Origin of the sequence: Prevotella disiens, from assembly GCF_900454955.1 — a bacterium.
GTDB lineage: Bacteria > Bacteroidota > Bacteroidia > Bacteroidales > Bacteroidaceae > Prevotella > Prevotella disiens.
Genome location: NZ_UGTL01000001.1, coordinates 1,059,810 through 1,078,920, shown reverse-complemented (window position 1 = coordinate 1,078,920; position 19,111 = coordinate 1,059,810). Strand labels below are relative to the sequence as shown.

At 39.9% G+C, this 19,111-nt stretch carries 18 protein-coding genes; 13 read left to right on the top strand and 5 right to left on the bottom strand.

All coding sequences use genetic code 11. The annotated features are described in order from the left end of the window. The first annotated feature begins 50 nt into the window (after positions 1-50). The 8 genes from DYI03_RS04760 to DYI03_RS04725 all read left to right on the top strand — a co-directional run bounded on the left by DYI03_RS04760 (position 51) and on the right by DYI03_RS04725 (position 8,313). Complete coding sequence (locus DYI03_RS04760) at positions 51-581, top strand: DUF4199 domain-containing protein (protein ID WP_004357151.1); 531 nt, start codon at positions 51-53, stop codon at positions 579-581. A gap of 23 nt (positions 582-604) precedes the next feature. After that, positions 605-1,561 carry a glycosyltransferase family 2 protein gene (locus DYI03_RS04755; RefSeq protein ID WP_004357367.1) on the top strand — a complete coding sequence of 319 codons (957 nt, stop codon included), beginning with the start codon at positions 605-607 and terminating at the stop codon, positions 1,559-1,561. A 114-nt stretch (positions 1,562-1,675) separates the two neighbouring features. Continuing rightward, entirely contained in the window at positions 1,676-2,701 is a 1,026-nt protein-coding gene (locus tag DYI03_RS04750) for an FAD:protein FMN transferase (protein WP_021668475.1), read from the top strand. Between the two features lie 26 nt (positions 2,702-2,727). Continuing rightward, the gene (locus DYI03_RS04745; RefSeq protein ID WP_021668474.1) at positions 2,728-3,390 is read left to right on the top strand and encodes a Crp/Fnr family transcriptional regulator; all 663 of its coding nucleotides are present in this window, start codon (positions 2,728-2,730) and stop codon (positions 3,388-3,390) included. 71 nt (positions 3,391-3,461) lie between these two features. Next, positions 3,462-5,549 (top strand): M3 family metallopeptidase, encoded by a 2,088-nt coding sequence (locus DYI03_RS04740; protein WP_021668473.1) that lies wholly within the window; start codon positions 3,462-3,464, stop codon positions 5,547-5,549. Positions 5,550-5,576: 27 nt separating this feature from the next. Then, positions 5,577-6,023 (top strand): deoxycytidylate deaminase, encoded by a 447-nt coding sequence (locus DYI03_RS04735; protein ID WP_021668472.1) that lies wholly within the window; start codon positions 5,577-5,579, stop codon positions 6,021-6,023. After that, entirely contained in the window at positions 6,004-7,671 is a 1,668-nt protein-coding gene (locus DYI03_RS04730) for a S41 family peptidase (protein WP_021668471.1), read from the top strand. The genes DYI03_RS04735 and DYI03_RS04730 overlap by 20 nt, the downstream gene beginning before the upstream one ends. Before the next feature lie 111 nt (positions 7,672-7,782). Continuing rightward, positions 7,783-8,313, top strand: coding sequence for a 5-formyltetrahydrofolate cyclo-ligase (locus DYI03_RS04725; protein WP_021668470.1), 531 nt, complete (start codon positions 7,783-7,785; stop codon positions 8,311-8,313). A 26-nt stretch (positions 8,314-8,339) separates the two neighbouring features. On the opposite strand, the gene DYI03_RS04720 is transcribed toward DYI03_RS04725, so the two are convergent. Further along, a complete protein-coding gene (locus DYI03_RS04720) occupies positions 8,340-9,095 on the bottom strand; it encodes a response regulator transcription factor (RefSeq protein WP_021668469.1) in 756 nt (251 codons plus the stop codon). Positions 9,096-9,439: 344 nt separating this feature from the next. On the opposite strand from DYI03_RS04720, the gene DYI03_RS04715 reads away from it, so the two are divergent. Further along, positions 9,440-11,695 (top strand): outer membrane beta-barrel family protein, encoded by a 2,256-nt coding sequence (locus DYI03_RS04715; protein WP_025064426.1) that lies wholly within the window; start codon positions 9,440-9,442, stop codon positions 11,693-11,695. A gap of 133 nt (positions 11,696-11,828) precedes the next feature. After that, a complete protein-coding gene (locus tag DYI03_RS04710; protein WP_021668467.1) occupies positions 11,829-14,108 on the top strand; it encodes an outer membrane beta-barrel protein in 2,280 nt (759 codons plus the stop codon). Positions 14,109-14,277: 169 nt separating this feature from the next. Here DYI03_RS04710 and DYI03_RS04705 read toward each other — a convergent pair whose 3' ends face one another. The 4 genes from DYI03_RS04705 to DYI03_RS04690 form a co-directional block, all read right to left on the bottom strand. Then, positions 14,278-14,568 (bottom strand): DciA family protein, encoded by a 291-nt coding sequence (locus tag DYI03_RS04705; RefSeq protein WP_021668466.1) that lies wholly within the window; start codon positions 14,566-14,568, stop codon positions 14,278-14,280. After that, the gene (gene recF / locus DYI03_RS04700) at positions 14,561-15,676 is read right to left on the bottom strand and encodes a DNA replication/repair protein RecF (protein WP_004357321.1); all 1,116 of its coding nucleotides are present in this window, start codon (positions 15,674-15,676) and stop codon (positions 14,561-14,563) included. The genes DYI03_RS04705 and recF overlap by 8 nt, the downstream gene beginning before the upstream one ends. A 171-nt stretch (positions 15,677-15,847) precedes the next feature. Next, entirely contained in the window at positions 15,848-16,144 is a 297-nt protein-coding gene (locus DYI03_RS04695) for a hypothetical protein (protein ID WP_021668464.1), read from the bottom strand. A gap of 14 nt (positions 16,145-16,158) precedes the next feature. Continuing rightward, a complete protein-coding gene (locus DYI03_RS04690; RefSeq protein WP_004357296.1) occupies positions 16,159-16,392 on the bottom strand; it encodes a YecH family metal-binding protein in 234 nt (77 codons plus the stop codon). A gap of 469 nt (positions 16,393-16,861) precedes the next feature. On the opposite strand from DYI03_RS04690, the gene DYI03_RS04685 reads away from it, so the two are divergent. From DYI03_RS04685 to DYI03_RS04675, 3 genes are read left to right on the top strand one after another with little or no spacing between them, the layout of a single operon-like run. Further along, positions 16,862-17,647: a Cof-type HAD-IIB family hydrolase gene (locus tag DYI03_RS04685; protein WP_021668462.1), complete on the top strand. Its 786-nt coding sequence runs from the start codon at positions 16,862-16,864 to the stop codon at positions 17,645-17,647. A 35-nt stretch (positions 17,648-17,682) separates the two neighbouring features. Then, positions 17,683-18,321, top strand: a complete 639-nt coding sequence (locus tag DYI03_RS04680; protein WP_004357313.1) for a cation diffusion facilitator family transporter — start codon at positions 17,683-17,685, stop codon at positions 18,319-18,321. 33 nt (positions 18,322-18,354) lie between these two features. Beyond that, entirely contained in the window at positions 18,355-19,101 is a 747-nt protein-coding gene (locus tag DYI03_RS04675) for a peptidylprolyl isomerase (protein WP_004357124.1), read from the top strand. Positions 19,102-19,111: the final 10 nt, after the last annotated feature.

Genomic DNA, 19,111 nt, shown 5'->3' with positions numbered 1-19,111 from the left:
TTTGCACCTACCTTACCTTATTTATAATATAATTTCTGTAATTTTGTAGCATGAATTACGAAGAAATTAAACAATTGCGTGCATACGCACGTTACGACGGAATATATTTGGCAATTGTGTGGACAGCAAGCTTTGTTTGCTTCTTAGCAACTCCATTGCATGCTATTTTTTCAACCTTTAGTTCTTTGCTTACACTCTGTACGCCTTTCTTTGTGGCTTACAGATTTAAAGTTTTCAGAAACGAAGGATTGAATGGTGTTATTTCTTTCAAACGAGGCTATGTTTATAGCATACGAGTTTTCATGAATGCAGCCTTGCTTTTCAGTTTCTTACAGTGGGCATACATGCAGTTTCTCGACAATGGAAAAGTCGTGGGAATCATTAGTTCTATCGTTTCATTACCTGATTATGATGCTTTCTTTGCCTCATTTGCAATGAGCAGAGAAGAATTTATAAAAGCCCTACCAGAAGCATTTTCACCCATAACATTGGTCTCAACAAGTCTTTTTTATGAGTTGTTCATAGGTGCTTTCCTTAGTCTTTTCATTGCAGCAGCAATGATGCGCAATTATAAAAAATAAAATAATACTTGAAAATAAAGAATATGGACATTTCTGTAATAGTACCTCTCTACAACGAAGACGAGAGTTTACCAGAATTACACTCGTGGATTTGCAGAGTAATGAATGAAAACCACTTCACATACGAAATAATTTTTGTAAATGATGGTTCGACCGACAACAGTTGGAACGTTATCGAAGAACTCACAAAAAAGGACGAAAACGTACGCGGAATAAAGTTTCGCCGCAACTACGGAAAGAGTCCTGCGCTCTATTGTGGCTTTAAGGCTGCAAAAGGCGATGTAGTCATTACCATGGACGCCGATTTACAAGATTCACCAGACGAGATTCCTGAACTCTACCGCATGATTACCAAAGATGGTTTTGATTTGGTAAGTGGTTACAAACAGAAGCGTTACGACCCACTTTCAAAGACGATTCCAACAAAATTGTTCAATGCTACGGCACGCAAAATTAGTGGTGTGAAGAATTTGCACGACTTTAATTGCGGACTAAAAGCCTACAAAAATGAGGTTGTTAAGAACATTGAGGTTTACGGAGAAATGCACCGCTACATTCCATACTTAGCAAAAGAGGCTGGATTTAAGAAGATTGGCGAAAAAATTGTGCAACACCAAGCACGCAAATATGGTTCAACAAAGTTTGGTATCAATCGTTTTTTCAACGGCTATCTCGACCTTATAACACTTTGGTTCTTAACCAATTTTGGCAAGAAACCAATGCATGTATTTGGTCTTTTAGGCAGTTTCGTATTTTTCATAGGCTTCATGTCGTTTCTTTGGTTCATCATCGAGAAAATTATCGACCTTTCTAATGGAGTTTATGGCGATTTACTCTCCAACCATGCATCGTTCTTTATAGCCCTTACAGCCATGATTATTGGCACTCAACTTTTCCTTGCGGGCTTCTTAGGCGACCTTATTAGCCGCAATAGCGACAGACGAAACGACTACCTCATTGAGGAACAAATCAACTTATAAGAAAGAAAAAGGGAGACCACAAATACCAAAATAATGTAGTCTCCCTTTATTTATCATATTTCAACCTACAAAAACAGGATACAAAAGTAGGAATAACAATAAAAAAGTAACATTATGAATCACAAAAAAAATAAAAAATTATTTTGGCAATTACCATTTTTAGCGTTATTGATTATTGGAACTATTCTCATTATCAAGCATCAAAACGAGATTCCCTATCAGCATAACAAAGGATTTGTATTTGGAACAGTTTACAACATAACGTATCAAAGCGATAAAGATTTACAGAAAGAAATTGAAGCCGAACTGAAGAAAGTAGACAATTCTTTATCTACTTTCAACAAGCAGTCGATTATTTCAAAAATAAACAATAACGAACCTACCCAATTAGACGAAATGTTTGTGGAAGTATTCGACAAAGCAAAATTCATTTCAAAAGAAACCGATGGAGCTTTTGATATTACCGTTGCACCGCTTGTAAACCTTTGGGGCTTTGGTTTCAAAGAAGGCAAGAATCCGTCAAAACATAAAATTGACAATATCATGCAATTCATTGGCTACGAAAAGGTTTCATTAATCGGAAAAGGAATCAAGAAAACTAATCCAAAAATCATGTTAGACTGCTCGGCAATTGCAAAGGGATATGGAACAGACGTAGTGGCTCGCTTCTTGAAAAAGAACGATATTCAAAACTTTATGGTAGAAATTGGAGGTGAAATTGTAGTAAGCGGAATCAGCGAAAGTCGCTCGCCTTGGAAAATTGGAGTAAACAAACCAGTTGAAGACAAAGGTAACGAAAATTCTGAAATACAAGCCATCTTGCACATTACCAACAAGGCAATGGCGACAAGTGGCAATTACAGAAACTTCTATTATAAAGGTGGAAAAAAATATGCCCACACTATTGACCCCAAAACAGGCTATCCTGTGCAACATTCCCTACTCTCTTCAACTGTTTTAGCGAACGATTGCGCTACGGCAGACGCTTATGCAACTGCATTCATGGTGATGGGAATGGAAAAAGCAAAGAAAATTTTAGAAAACCACAAAGAACTCTTAGCTTATTTCATTTACTCCGACCATCAAGGAAAACTGAAGGTATGGTGCAGTCCAAAGTTGGAAAAGAAACTTTCACATTAAAACATTGGAGAAATCAGTAAAAAAGCATGTTACAAATCTATAAAAAACTTCTTGAACTACCCCTATTTCTTGGCATTGGCTCTGCCGATTTAAAGGAAATAGTGGGTGCTACAAAGTTTGGATTTCACACTTTGAAACCCAAAGAAACACTGGCTAAAGAAAATGACAAAAGCAACATACTCTTTTTCCTTATGAATGGTACGATGCTGGTAAAAAGTTTTGCCGACAACCATAGCTACAGCATCATTGAAGAAATAGCTGCACCAGCCGCAGTACAGCCAGAAAGACTATTTGGATTGGTACAAAATTATTCCAAAAATTTTATTGCCAAAACCGAATGTAGCTTCATTTCACTCAACAAAAACGAAGTATTAAGGTTAGCCGACCAATACTTAATCTTTCGCCTTAACTTCTTTAATCTCCTTTCCAATAAGGCGCAACGCTATAGCCGATATGTGTGGCAGCAAGAACCCAATAATATAAAGGAGAAATTTATCCACTTTTTACGTTTACATTGCGAATATCCAGCAGGCAAAAAGATTTTAAAAACAACCATGCAAACACTGGCTGACGAGTTGCATGAAAGCAGATTAAATGTATCAAAAATGCTCAATCAGAGCAAGGAAAATGGCGAAATACAACTAACAAGAAGCGAAATAAACATTCCAGCATTAGAAAAAATGCGTTAAAACTATCATTCTATTTTGCTGGTACATAGTTTTTTCTGTAACTTTGTAACTTATATAGAGAAAATAAAAAAATGACAAAAAATATAGACGAAAAGGGAAAGCACATAAATCCTTTCTTTCAACCTTACAACACTCCACACGAAACTGTTCCATTCGACAAAATTACGCTTGCCGACTACGAGGAAGCTATGCTCGAAGGAATACGCCGTGAGGACGAACAAATAGAAAAAACAATTAACGACCCAGCAGAACCAACGTTCGAAAATACACTCATTCGGGAAGACGAAGTAGAGGGAAGAAAACATTATTACGACCTGCTCTCACGAGTAGAAAGCGTATTTTTCAATATTTTAAGTGCCGAAACAAACGACGAAATGGACGCTTTGGCACAAAAAATGAGTCCTATTCTGACGAAACACTCTAACGACGTAAGTTTAAATCCGCAACTTTTCGAACGCATCAAAGCTGTTCACGATAAACACGAAGAACTTACGCCTGAAGAAAGCAAACTATTAGAAGAAAGCTACGATGGCTTTGTTCGCAGTGGTGCGTTGCTAAACGAAGACGATAAAAATAAACTTCGCCAACTCACAGAAGAGGCAAGTATCCTCGCTTTGAACTTTTCGCAAAATGTACTCAAAGAAAAGAAAGCATTCAAGCTCCACATTACGGACGAAAAACAATTAGAAGGATTGCCTGCAACCGTGCGCGAAGCAGCGGCAACAACAGCCAAAGAATACGAATTGGAAGGTTGGGTAATCACCTTAGACGCACCAAGTTATGGTCCTTTTATGATGTACAGCACGCAAAGAGAATTGCGTAAACAGTTGTACATGGAAGCCAATACGCTTTGCATCAAGGACAACGCTGAAAACAATTTGGAGGTTTGCAAGCGATTAATCAACTTGCGCCGTGAGATGGTGCAACTTTTGGGCTACGAAACCTACGCTGATTTCGTCATGAAATATCGCATGGCAAGCAACGTTAAGAATGTTTACGAATTGCTCGACAACCTCATTGAGGCTTACAAACCAACGGCAATAAAGGAAAGAGACGAAATCATAGCATTGGCAAAACGATTGGAAGGCGACGCATTTGAAATGAAGCCTTGGGACACAAGCTATTATGCCCACAAGCTAAAGTTAGAAAAATACGACCTCGACCCTGAAATGTTGCGCCCTTATTTCGAACTTAACAACGTTATTAAAGGGGTATTTGGCTTGGCAACACGCCTATACGGCATCACATTTAAAGAGAATAAAGACATTCCAGTCTACCACACTGATGTTAAACCTTTTGAGGTTTACGACAAAGACGGTTCTTATTTAGCCGTACTTTACGTTGATTTCTTCCCACGAAAGGGCAAGCGTTCAGGCGCATGGATGACTGAATATCAAGGACAACGCATCACAAAAGAAGGCGAAAACATACGTCCACACGCATCGTTGGTCATGAATTTCTCGAAGCCAACCGACGACAAACCAGCTCTTTTGCGCTTAGGCGAAGTTGAAACATTCCTACACGAGTTTGGTCATTCTTTGCATAGCATCTTTGCCAATAGCCGCTTTGAAAGTCAATCAGGCACAAATGTATGGTGGGATTTCGTGGAATTGCCTTCACAATTCATGGAGAATTTTGCAGTAGAAAAAGACTTCCTCCGCACTTTTGCCTTCCATTACGAAACGGGCGAACCTATACCTGACGAACTCATTGACCGCATTGTGGCAAGTCAAAACTTCAACACAGCCATGGCATGTTTGCGCCAAGTGAGCTTTGGATTGCTCGATTTGGCTTACTACACTCAAAAAGAAGAGTTTACAGACAACATCATAGCCTTTGAAAAGAAGGCATGGGAGAAAGCCATTATCGACAAGCAAATGGATGAAACCTGTATGACAACCCAATTCTCGCATATCATGGCGGGTGGTTATGCCGCAGGTTATTACAGTTATAAATGGGCAGAAGTGCTTGATGCCGATGCTTTTAGCTTGTTCAAAAAGAATGGTATCTTCGACCAAAAGACTGCTCAAAGTTTCCGCGACAACATACTTTCAAAAGGTAGCACCGAACACCCGATGACTCTTTACAAGCGTTTCCGTGGACAAGAGCCTACCATTGACGCCCTATTAGAGCGCAACGGCATCAAGAAAAAGCAATAAAAAAGAATAAATCACTATCCAAGAAACATGGAAATAAGTAAGCAAACACTTCTCGATTATCGCTACCTACGAATGGCACGTGTTTGGTCGGAAAATTCCTATTGTAAACGCCGCCAAGTGGGTGCATTGGTCGTCAAAGACAAGATGATTATAAGCGATGGATATAATGGAACGCCAAGCGGATTTGAGAACATTTGCGAAGACAACGATGGTTTGACAAAGCCGTATGTGCTACACGCTGAAGCCAATGCTATCACAAAACTTGCACGCAGCGGCAATAACAGCGAAGGTTCAACCCTTTACGTTACCGCATCGCCCTGCATTGAATGCGCCAAACTTATTATCCAATCAGGCATTAAACGGGTCGTTTATGCCGAAAAATATAGACTTACCGAAGGCATCGAATTGTTGAAACGTGCCAATATAAAGGTTGAATATTTAAATCTTGAAGACAATGAGTCAGAACAAGAATAACCGTTTTCTCCCACTTTGGCTTGCCCTATGTGTGGTTATCGGAGTTATCATCGGAACATTTTACGCCAATCACTTTTCAGGCAATCGGCTGAATATCATCAATAGTGGTAGTAGCCGATTGAGCAACTTGCTGCATATCATTGACGACCAGTATGTTGATTCAGTCAATATCGATGAGTTGGTAGAAAAAGCATTACCTGAAATTCTTGCCGAACTCGACCCTCATTCGGTTTATATCAGTGCCAAAGATGTGCAAATGGCTACCGAAGACCTTAAAGGTTCGTTCTCTGGAGTGGGCATAGAATTTACCATTCGCAAAGATACCATACACGTTCAAAACATCATTAAGGACGGGCCAGCCGACAAAGCAGGAATCCTTGCAGGTGATAAGATTGTAAGTATTGACAATAAACCATTTGTTGGCGACATTGTTACCGATGAAGAGGCCAAACATAGGCTAAAAGGACCGAAAGGTTCAAAGGTGAAAATAGGCGTAAAACGATTTGGCGAAAAGAACATTAAATACTTTGTGCTCACCCGAAACGACATCGCCATGAAGAGCATTTCGGCAACCTATATGCTCAATGACTCAACGGGTTACATCAAAATTAAAAACTTTGGTGAACGCACATACGCTGAAATGCTTTCTTCATTGCAGCAACTTACACTTCAAGGGGCTGACAATTTGGTGATTGACCTTCGGGATAATACGGGGGGATATTTAGAAAGTGCAGTGCAAATGGCTGAGGAATTTCTAAAGAAAGACCAACTCATTGTTTACACCCAAGGCAGAAAAAGTCCACGAAAAGAATACCGTAGCCGTGGAAAAGGCAGCTATCAGCAAATACCATTAGTAGTTCTCATCAACGAAAGTTCGGCTTCGGCTTCCGAAATTTTTGCAGGTGCGATGCAAGACAACGACCGTGGCACCATCATCGGACGCCGTTCTTTCGGTAAAGGCTTGGTACAACAGCAAATACAATTCCCTGACGGTAGCATGATTCGCCTTACCATAGCACGCTATTACTCGCCTTCGGGACGTTGCATACAAAAGCCTTTCAAGCCTGGAAGCATTGCCGATTACGAACAAGACATACTAACACGCTATCAGCATGGTGAGTTCTTCTCGCAAGACAGCATTAAGCACACAGGGCCAGCCTACCATACCAACAACGGTCGCTTGGTTTATGGTGGCGGTGGCATTACGCCAGACATCTTTGTACCCGAGGATACATCAGCCGTAACTTCTTATTATAAAGAAGCTGCCATTAGCGGACTCATCTTGCAATACGCTTTCAAGTACACCGACGACAACCGCCAAACGTTGAACAAATACACTGAAATGCAAACATTATCAGAGTATCTTAGAGGCAGAAATCTTGTAAACGATTTCGTCAACTATGCTGAAAAGAATGGTTTGCGCCGCCGTAATAACCTCATCGACAAGTCGCACATGCTGTTGGAAAATTATATCAATAGCCGCATTATTTACAATATGCTCGATGAACAAGCGTGGACACAATATTTAAACCGAAACGACAAGATGATAAAATCGGCTGAAGAAGTGTTCTCTAAAAGGGAAGCGTTTCCCAAAGCACCCGTAAAAAGAGCGACTACCAATAATAGAAAGCCAAGTAATAAAGCGTAGAAAATATGCCTTTTTTTACTAAACCCCTCATCAGACAAATCGGACGAGTCTGACTTGTCTGACCAATCTGACCAGTCCGACTCGTCCGACTTGTCCCAACCCACCAAAACTATGAACAAAAACGAATTAAGAAAAGAAATAAGAAGCCGCAAACACCAATACACCAAAGAGCAGTTATGCGAGCTTTCTGCCCCTATCATCGACCGATTGCGCAACCATCCTAAACTCGTTGCTGCTGAAACCGTTATGCTTTACCATTCCCTACCCGATGAAGTCTTCACTCACAACTTTGTAGACGAAATGGTCAAAGCAGGCAAAAAAGTTGTTTTACCAGTTGTTATCAGCGAAACCGAAATGGAAATACGCTGTTACACGGGAGAAAAAGACATGGCAGAAAGTTCTTTCCACATCTTAGAACCCATTGGCGAACTCTTTACCGACTATGCCTCTATCGATTTCATTGCCGTACCAGGCATGAGTTTCGATGCACAATGCAACCGTTTAGGACGTGGAAAAGGCTACTATGACCGCTTTCTTAACCAAGTCCCAAACGCTTATAAATTAGGCATTTGCTTCGATTTCCAAAAGTTAAAAACCATTCCCGCTGACGAATACGACAAGAAAGTAGACGAAGTATTGTAAAACAGACTTTCTAAACAAAAAAGGACTTAGAACAATCTGTGTGTCATTGATTTAGCTATGGCTTCAGTAATATTGTCCACACCCAATTTCTTAAATGCCGAACGTTTGTAAAACTTAATCGTATCAACTGATTTACACATTCGTTCGGCTATTTCGCCCATTGTAAATCCAGTAACAGAAAGTTGCAAAACTTCTATTTCCTCTGCTTTCAACTCAATCCCTTTTTTCTCGTTCCATTTGTGCCCTTTCATGGAATATTCCCAATAATTGGCTCGTTCAGTTAAATTAAATTGAATCTGACCAGCAGCTTTTTGCGATGATAGCGACACCACGCACATTGCTATCCAAATGCGTCCTTCGTTGGTCAGCAATACAGGTGTAAGTTTATGATTGACAAGCGTTTGCCTCTTTTCATACTGTAAATGAAAATCGTAAGATATGGAAGCTTTATATTTCTCATCATCTGCCAAAGAATTAAAGAATTTAAAACCACTATGATTCACCTCAACCAGCATTTTTTGTTCCTCTTCAGGAACATGCCGAAGGTAAAAACTATATCCCATTTCTTTCACTTCTTCAGCAGTATGCCCACAAAGAAACAAGGGATTTTCAGCAACATACAAGAAATCTTGCTTGTAATAATCTATCAAATAAACGCTCTGATAAGTTACTCGTGCAAAGGCTTCAACGCTACGAATCAACATAGTCAATATGCCCGAACTATAATCGGGAGCATTTTCCACAGCATTAAGGTTTATAAAAAAGTCTTCTACTTTTGCCATAATCCATTAAGATTTGCTACAAAATTACATTTTTCTATCGAAAAAAGAGAATGGAATACGGACTTTTTGGACTTTCGCCCTTTATATTAAGGTGGAATCTAAGTTGATAGTGCCATAGAAAGAGGCTTTATCAAGAGTTTTATTTCATCGATAGTTCGAATGGCTTTCATTGTGTAGGTACACATTAAGACAGAAACAGACAAAAACAAAGCCTAAATCACTACACAAAAGTGTAAAAATCGGGCTGCAAACCGAAGAATTACCCTTTTGTGTAGTGTTTTTATTTGGTGGTTTTAATATTTTTGCCACAGAAACAAAAATAAAACATTAATATCATAATGAGTATGAAATACATTTTAAGTATTCTTCTTGCCTCTGCAACATTAGGAGCAAAGGCGCAAAAACTTAAAGGAGTCGTGGCTGATGCAACTGACAAGCAGCCTATTGAGTGTGCAAACGTAATGTTGCTAAATGAAAAAGACAGTATTGTCGGAGGGAGTTTAACCGACAATATGGGACGATTTACCATTAAAAACACAGGGCAAAAACTCCGCATTAGTTTTGTTGGCTACGAAACACTTGATATTTTATTGAGAGATTTTACGATTTCTGATACATTGTTTCTAACCAAAGAAGCCATAACCATGCAGGGCGTTACGGTGAAAGCCAATCGTCCGACGGTTAAAGTGGGACTGAATAAGGTTTCAGTAAATATTTCTAATTCCTACTTAAAGCATTTGGGAAAAATTACCGATATATTAAAGAAAGTCCCTGGACTAAGCTCTGACCTTCAATTATTGGGTGGTGGTAGTCCTACTTTCGTACTGAATGGTAAACCTATAAGTCTAAAAGAACTTTCTGCCATACCTTCTTCCGAAGTTAAAAAAATCGTTGTTGATGCCAATCCAACGGCAGAATACAGTGCCAGCTCTAAAGGGGTGGTCTACATTACCACTGTTACCGAATTAGGCAATACGCTTTCCACCGAATTATCAAATACCTCTTTATTTGCTCGCAACTACATGAATATTGCCAATATTACGATAAACGAAAAATATAAAAAGGTAAGCAATTTATTTACGGCGGGTTTTTCTTATATTAACACCACCCAGATAGACAATACCACAGAAAGCGTTTTCCTACCGAACCGCATCATTGAAAGCACAAAAGAACGACACACAAGAGGGAAAGCACGTGCTTTCGATTGGTTTTATGCCATGAATTGGAATATTAACAACCGCCAAACATTGGGTATTCAATACTCGGGAAATGTTGGAAACACGCACACAAAAGAGCCTACTTGGCAAGTCATGAATGGCGAAAATATGCAATATGTGCAACGAAAGCGAGGTACTGAATATATGCACAACATCGGATTAAACTATCATTATACACTTGACAAAAACAGCACCCTACGTTTTGTAGCAGATTATGCTCACAGAAAATCGGACGATGAAGGCTTAGCAAATACTAATCCTATTGTAAAAACCAACAGCATGGGGCGTTACAACATTGGTGGAGCAAAACTTTCCTACAATAGAAATGCAAAATGGGGCAACCTTTCTACGGGTATTTTTGCTTCTGCTATGAGTAATAATGGTGGCTATGTGTACAATGCGAGTGGTGAAAACTATAAAACCCACGAAACGCTTTATGGTGCATACGCTTCTTACTCAAAACAAATAAAGAAATACAGCGTTCAGTTGGGCTTGAGAATGGAAGCCGACAAGCGCAAACTGGAGTCTGAAACATCGGGTGTTTTCATGGATTCTACTGAATGGAAAATATTTCCAAACATAGTTGTAACAAGAACTTTGAGCAACAATTCTTCACTTGGTTTGTCTATCGGACAAACTATTAAACGACCTTCGTTTAGCGATTTAAGCCCAACGCTCAACTATTATGATGCTATTTCTTATCGAGTGGGCAATCCGCAACTAAACGCTTGTATTACCACCAATTTTAAACTCAGCTACAACCTCGGCAATTTTATGGCTTCGGTGGCTTACAACCATAATAAAAACAAGATAATAGAATTGCCTTTTTGGAAGGAAACTGCCGTAGACAATAAAAACATAGAGTGGCGACCTATTAATTTTAATAAATCGTCCGAGTTCGTGGCAACAGCCATTTACGCTTATTCCTTAGGTCCGATACAGGGCGATATAAGTTGTTCATATTCAAAACCATTCCTTAAAGCTAATTTTTTAGGCAAAGAACGTTCATGGAACAAAGCCTACTATAACTTTAATTTATCGGCTCAATGCCCAGTAAGTCAGCATTCTCTCATAGCTCTTGATGGTTCTTTCGACAGTGCCTATTCAGGAATGCTTACCGAACATCGCAGCTCGTGGACGTTAAATCTTACCTATATGCACCAATTATGGCAAGATAGGCTAACACTCCTTGTTGTGGCAAATGATATTTTCCATACCGACCGTAGCAATACATGGAAAATGGAATACAACAACATTCGTACAACCATGAACACCAATGGAGACACGCAATATATAATGGTAAAACTGAACTATAATCTTGGGAAATTGAAATTGGATAAAAACAAGAAAACAGCTTCGCAAGATTTCCTTAATCGTTTGTAATAAAAGCCTAAATCACTACACAAAAGGGTAAAAATCGGGCTGCAAACCGAAGAATTACCCTTTTGTGTAGTGTTTTTATTTGGTGGTTTCAATATCTTTGCCACAGAAACAAAAATAAAACGCATCATTGAATATGAAAAAACTACTATTCACAGCCTTGCTATTGTTAGGCTTTCAAGCAGCGATAGCACAACACATTACAGGAAAAGTAACCGACCCAAAAGGCGAAACATTGGCTTTTGCCACAGTGGCATTGCTTTCTTCAGCCGATTCTTCCTTTGTTGCAGCAACAACGACTCAAGACAATGGTACGTTCTTGTTGGAAACCAATAAAAAAGAGGGCATTCTTATGGTTTCTTACATAGGTTATAAGAATTTTTATACTCCCTATAAAGGACAACAATTAGGTGTGATTACGCTTGAAGAAGATAGCAAAATGCTCGAAGGAGTAGTGATAAAAGCCAATCGATTGGTAAATACAGCAAATGGTTACAGCTTTCGTCCTATCGGGTCGGGATTGGAAAAGACAAACAAAATACAAGATATGCTCGCCTTTCTGCCAGGCTTAACAATAACGGATAATAAAATTTCATTGTTCGATAAATATCCTGTGATTTATGTAAATGGACTAAAAATAACTTCGCAAGAGGAGCTTTCTGCTCTGTCGCCAAAGTTAATTGACAAAGTGGAGGTAGACTATATGTCGATTGGCGAAGGTGCAAACGAAAAAGCAGGCACACTGCGCATTACCACAAAGAAAGAACAGAATGGAGGTTACTCGGGTTCGTTGAGTGCCACCATAGACGAAATGCCAAAATACGGACACCTTATGGACTCGCCTACCTTTGTGTTTAATGCCAGCATAGGACGATGGACATTTAACTATTATGCCAATTATACTCACCAAAAACTATTGGCCGACGAAACCAATAAGTATGTTTTCAATTCGGGAAAAGTAACTTTCAACGACAGTAAAACACGTTCGTGGCTCAATGCCATTAACACACGTCTCAACATTAGTTACGAATTGAGCAAGCGTGCTACACTCGCCTTATCGGAATATGTTGGCAATAAGGATATTAAAAACAAACTCAACACGCGTGTAACCATGATGGAAGGTTACGGCATTGAGCCTAAAACTTTCAATAATTTCTTGTATAGTCCTGAAAGCAAGTTTGTTCAACAAACCGTAGGAAAATACATTTTGCAAACCGATGAACGTGGTTCTAACCTTGAAATAACAGCCGATTATTATCATAGAAACTATCATTTGAAGCAAAACCAATATGTAAACGATGGGCTAAAGGCAGAAACCAAAACGCACGAACGCATCAATATGTACAGCATTGCACCAAAACTAACACAACGCTTCCAAAACGGAAAAGAACTGAAAACGGGTGCAAGCTATCAATACATTCATTACAACGATGCCACAGAAAGCCTTCAAAACAAGGTGGGCGCACAAAAAACATACGCTTACGCCAATCTTTCGGGACGCATAAAGAAGATGATGTATGGCGTAGGACTTACCTTACAATACAACCGAATGGACGTTCGCACAAACGGAACACAGACCATTGTAGACAACACTTACCTTTGTCCGCAAGCCAATCTTGCATGGGCTATCAATCCGAAGCGAGGAACAATGCTGAATTTCATGTATCAACACAACGTAGCCGAAATGCCTTACAGCATTGTAAACAGCTATAAAAACTTTGAGAACCCACAACATTACACCACAGGAAATCCCTCTTTGCGCACACCTACCGACCACCAATTCATGGCACGCTTTGCCTTTAATCGCCATTTATCGTTTATGTTTATGTATGACAGAGTAGCCGATGTCATTTATTATCAACATGGCATAGATGCCAACGACCCTTCCATAACATGGGCAAAGCCAGCCAATGCAAAATATGAACGCATGATGGGCGCACAAGTGGAATACACTTGCAAACCTACAAAGTGGTGGCAAACAAAAGTGCAAGCCGCTGCGCTACAAGATAAGTTTGCCACAGCAGAGAAAACCATTACGGGAAAATGGGGAGGAAAGTTTTGGTGGAACAACAATTTCAATTTCTCTGAAACCTTTGGAGGCTCGCTCAACGGCTATTGGGAAACAGCGATGACCTTCGAAAACCATGCATTCCGCCCAGTAGGCAACCTCAATGCTTCGCTTTGGAAAACGCTTTTCAACGACAAGTTGCGCCTTTCTATGGAATCGACGCTTTGCGGACGTGGACGCAAAAATACCATTTACGGCGATGGTTTCACTTCATACTACCACAATGCAACCCACCCTACCTCATTTACCTTTACTGCAAAATGGTATTTCTCAGGAGGAAAGAAAGTAAAACAACGCCACGAAGCTGAAAGTATACAGGAGTATAAGAAAATCGAAGAAAGAAAATAAAGTGAAGTATTGAAAAGTTTTTCGCTCCAACACCTTCACTTAAATGCCAAGCATTTACACTTCATTGCTTTAAAAGCTATTGCTGCTTATTTTAAAAGATCCTATTTGGGAGTTCCAAATAGGCTCTTTTGTCTCGCAAAACAGCATGTTTTACAACACACGGTTGTTTTTAATAAATGCGTACTTCGGATATAACGAACGACCCAACATGGTCGTTTAAACGCTTGATCAATTGGGTGCGCATCATGGATAGTTCTTGGCGGAGGGCAGGACTACTTATTTTCACAAACAATGTTTGGTTACGAATTGCTTTTTCTTGCGTATACCGTGTAATGGTTGGTCCCATTATTTCGTCCCACCCGTCTATGATGCGTTTCTGAAGTAAAGGCGATTCAAAGCCCCCTTCACGCAAAACTTTTCCTAAAACTTCGGTTAATGGTTTTACTTTTCGTCTAAACATAGTTCATGCCCCTTTCTATTATTTCTCCATTCTCTACTGCAAAGAGTTTGTAGTCAAAATTGCTGCTGCTCAATATTTTATCTAAATGGTCGCGGTTGGTGTCGGTAATGAATATTTGTCCGAAGCTATCGCCAGCCACTAATTTAACAATCTGTTCCACACGGTCGGCATCTAATTTGTCGAAAATATCATCGAGCAGCAAGAGCGGTGTCCTATTGCCAGCTGTTTGTTTTAGGAAATTAAACTGCGCCAACTTCAAAGCCAAAACGAAAGTCTTGTTTTGTCCTTGGCTGCCTTCACGTTTCATCGGGAAACCGCCCAGCGTCATGAGCAAATCGTCTTTATGAATGCCATGCAAAGAATAGCCCATGATGCGGTCTTTTGCCCTATCACGCTGTATGACATCTAACAAATCGCCTCGTTGTCCGTGCGAAATGTACTCCAAAGAAACTTGCTCTCGGTTTTGCGAAATGGCTTGATAAATCTCTTGAAAGACAGGTACGAGCTGCTCAACGAAGGCTGCACGCTTCTTGTAAATCTCTGTACCATATTCTGCCATCTGCATTTCTAAGAGTTCCAACAAGGTTGTGTCGGGTTCTTCCTCCTGCTTCAACAAACTATTACGTTGTTGCAAGGCTTTATTGTAGCGCAATAATGTTTCAATATAAGGGCGGTCGTATTGTGAAATCACTACGTCCATTAGCTTTCTTCGCTCCTCGCTTCCGCCTTCAATGAGCGAAATATCGGACGGAGAAACAAAGATAAGTGGTAGCAAACCGATGTGTTCCGATAGTTTTTTATATGCTTTTCGATTGCGTTTAAAATGCTTTTTCGTGCCACGCTTCATGCCACATGTCACTTGTTCAATCTCTTCGGAATCCATTGTATAGTCGCCTTCCAATACAAAAAAGTCGCTCTCGTGGCACATCACTTCCGAATCTTTTGGATTAAAGGCACTCTTACAAAAAGAAAGGTAATAAACGGCATCGAGCAGATTGGTCTTCCCTACTCCATTATGACCTATAAAACAATTCAATTTAGCCGACAAATTGAGTGTTGCCGCCTGAATATTTTTATAATTGATGATTGAAAGTTTGTCTAATCGCATATCAGCATTTCAAAATTTCCCTACAAATGGGCATACAAAGATAGAGAATAAAATCCATATCCACAAGGTTACAGCTGGTTGTTCGCTTAAAAACAAGGAACTAAACGCAATGAAAGGAGTTATCTAAGCCTTTGATAACTCCTTTCATTCTTTAATGTAATGGGGAAAATCTTAACATCCTGTGCCGTCAATGTTGCACGAAGGAGTATCGTCACCTGGTGCTTGCAAGCCTGCTTCAACAGGATTGAGCGTTACAGTGCCGTCCTCCAATACAAAACAAGGTATGCCTGCATAGCCTTTTTCGCGTGCATCAGCAAAAACATCGTTGTTATCGCGCAAGCGTAGAAACTCTTTCAAATAGCGTACATGGTCGCCAATATCGATTACTTCGTAGCGATTGTTTCCCTTCACTTGCTCGTCTACTGCCACACAATCGGGGCAAGTCTTCATTCCATAAATCTTAATCATAGCGAAACGAATATTTAATGATTACATATTTTTGTGCTATCTACCGTGAAAGCGTCTTCATTTGAAGGCTTAAACTTGTTGCGTGCGGCTAAGAAATCTACTAATTCTTCGGCTGTCATGCCTTCTGCCGAACAAGTATGGAAGCGTTCTTCTGCTCCAAACTTTTCGATAATTGCTTTCACTAAACTTTCTTTTGTTGTATAGCTGTTGCCCTCCATCATGTGGAGAACCTCGTGTCCGTGTGCCATTCTTCTTTATCCTTTCTGTTTTTTAATTGTTATTAATCGTGGGCAAAGGTAAGTTTTCTTCCCCACAATCATGGTAACAAATGTTACACTTCCTCTTCTTTTAACTTACTTTTCAATTCTTCAACGCTCCATAATACCCCAACGAAGTCTTTTAAGTGCAACAGTTTGCGCTTAAAAGGTACTTCTAAATCACCTATTTTATGTAACTTTGTAAAAGAAACAAGTACAATCAAAACGAAAGGATTATCATTATGCTAAAAAACTTACGTAGCTATAAAAAAATATTCTTACCTTTGCATAAGATATAACGGCACTCGGCAATATGTAAGGGCATTCAGCAAGTCGGTTTAGGGGCGGAATTTTATTCCGTTCCACATACAAAGAATCACTTTTATGCTTGTTAGGAACGTGAAACGAATTGTTGAGCTTGTAAAACACTCCCTATAACATTAGAAAACAATAGAAAAGAATGGCAATAAAAGCAATATTTTTCGATATTGACGGAACATTAGTATCGTTTGAGACACACGAAATTCCGCAATCAACTATCGAAGCAATTCAGGAAGCAAAACACAAAGGCGTTAAAATATTCATAGCAACGGGGCGACCTGTAGCACTCATCAATAATATTAAGGCAGTTGAACATTTGGTGGACGGATACATCACGTTCAATGGAGCGTATTGTTTCGTGGGCGAAAGAGATTTAATGCTCAACACAATCCCACAAACTGATGTTGAAATCATGCTCAAAGACGCTAAAAAACGCGACTACTGCGTGCTGGTTTGTGGAAAAAGAGAAGTGATTATCTACAACTATAAAAAGATTTTCACCGACATTTTTGTGAAGGCATTGGGAGTAAACAACATCAACGAAACACGAACCATAGATGATTTGCAAGGACAACCCATTCTACAGCTTACCCCTTTCTTTAGCGAAGCCAACGAAAACAAAATTATGCCCGATATGCCAAACACCATTTCTGCACGTTGGCACCCTGAATTTACTGATATTACAGTGAAAGGTGCCAACAAAGGAAACGCTTTAAAGACGGTTGCCAAGCAGTTAGGACTCTGTCTTGAGGAATGTATGGCCATTGGCGACGGCGGCAACGACCTTACTATCTTAAAAGCAGCAGGCATTGGCGTAGCAATGGGCAACGCTACTGACGAAGTGAAAGCCGCAGCCGACTATGTTACAACATCGGTCGATGAAGACGGAATAAAGCTCGCTATGAAACACTTCGGCATTATTTAAATCATAGAAAACAACATATTAAAAGAAAACAAACATTGGAAACAACAAACATAGAAAGCAAACAAGAAAAGAAAGTACGCTTTGTTGTGCTTTTTACACTATGTATTATAATGGTGGAAGTATGCGCTGGACTCCTTTCTAAATCTATGGCATTGCTCGCAGACGCCATTCACTTGGGTTCACACATTCTCATTTTAGGCGTAAACTGGTCGGCTTACATCTTGGTACGCCACTTGAAAAATAAACATTCCGACAAATATGACTCCAATAAAATATTGAGTCTATCGGCTTTTACAAGTGGTATCTTCCTTTTAGCAACCGCCGTATTCATTGCCGTTGAAGCCTTTGAACGCATCAATGAGAACAGTGGGCATATCACCAACCATAAATTTGCTATCATAACCGCTATTGCTGGACTTTTAGCCAACTTCATTTGTGTCTACGTTATGCGCAATCATGAGGGCGAAGGCGACTTAAATAGCCGTGCTGTCTACTTGCATTTGCTATCTGATATATTAGCAAAATCAGGCATTATCGTTGGTATTGTCTGTGCCTTGTTATGGAATATTTTATGGATAGACGCTGCCGTTGCTATCGTTTCGGCAATCATCGCAGCCCATTGGGCGAAGAATTTGTTGTTAGACACGGGACGTTCATTAACCCAAAAGAATTAAATTAAAAATCAATAAAGAATCAATTAAACACTTATGGCTACAAAAATAAACATTAAAACAACCGAAGGCGACATCATCGTTGCCCTATACGATGAAACCCCAAAGCACCGCGATAACTTCATTAAGTTGGCTAAGGAGGGATATTTCGATGGAACACTCTTCCACAGAGTAATTAAAGACTTCATGATACAAGGCGGCGACCCAGATAGTAAGGACGCTCCAAAGGGGAAAATGCTCGGAACAGGTGGTCCCGACTATACCATTCCAGCCGAATTTGTTTATCCCAAACGCTATCATAAGCGAGGAGCATTGAGCGCAGCACGCACAGGCGACGAGGTTAATCCTGAGCGTGAAAGCAGCGGAAGTCAATTCTATATTGTTTGGGGAAAAACTTTCAACAAGGGAGAACTCAAACAAATGGAAAAACAAATGACCATGCAACAAGAGCAAACCACCTTTGACGCATTAGTAAAGCAGCATCATGACGAAATAATGACCCTTCGCCGCAACCGAGATCGTGCTGGATTACAAGCCTTGCAAGACCAAATCATTGAAAAAACAAAACGTATCTGCAAAGAAAAGGGTAAACCACAATTCACAGAAGAGCAAGTGGAAACCTACACTACCATTGGTGGCACCCCATTTTTAGACAACCAATACACCGTATTTGGGGAAGTTTTAGAAGGACTTGACGTAGTAGAAAAGATTCAAAACACAGCAACCGAACGTGGAGACCGCCCGAAAAACGACATCAGTATGACCATTGAAGTAATGGAATAAAAACAAACAG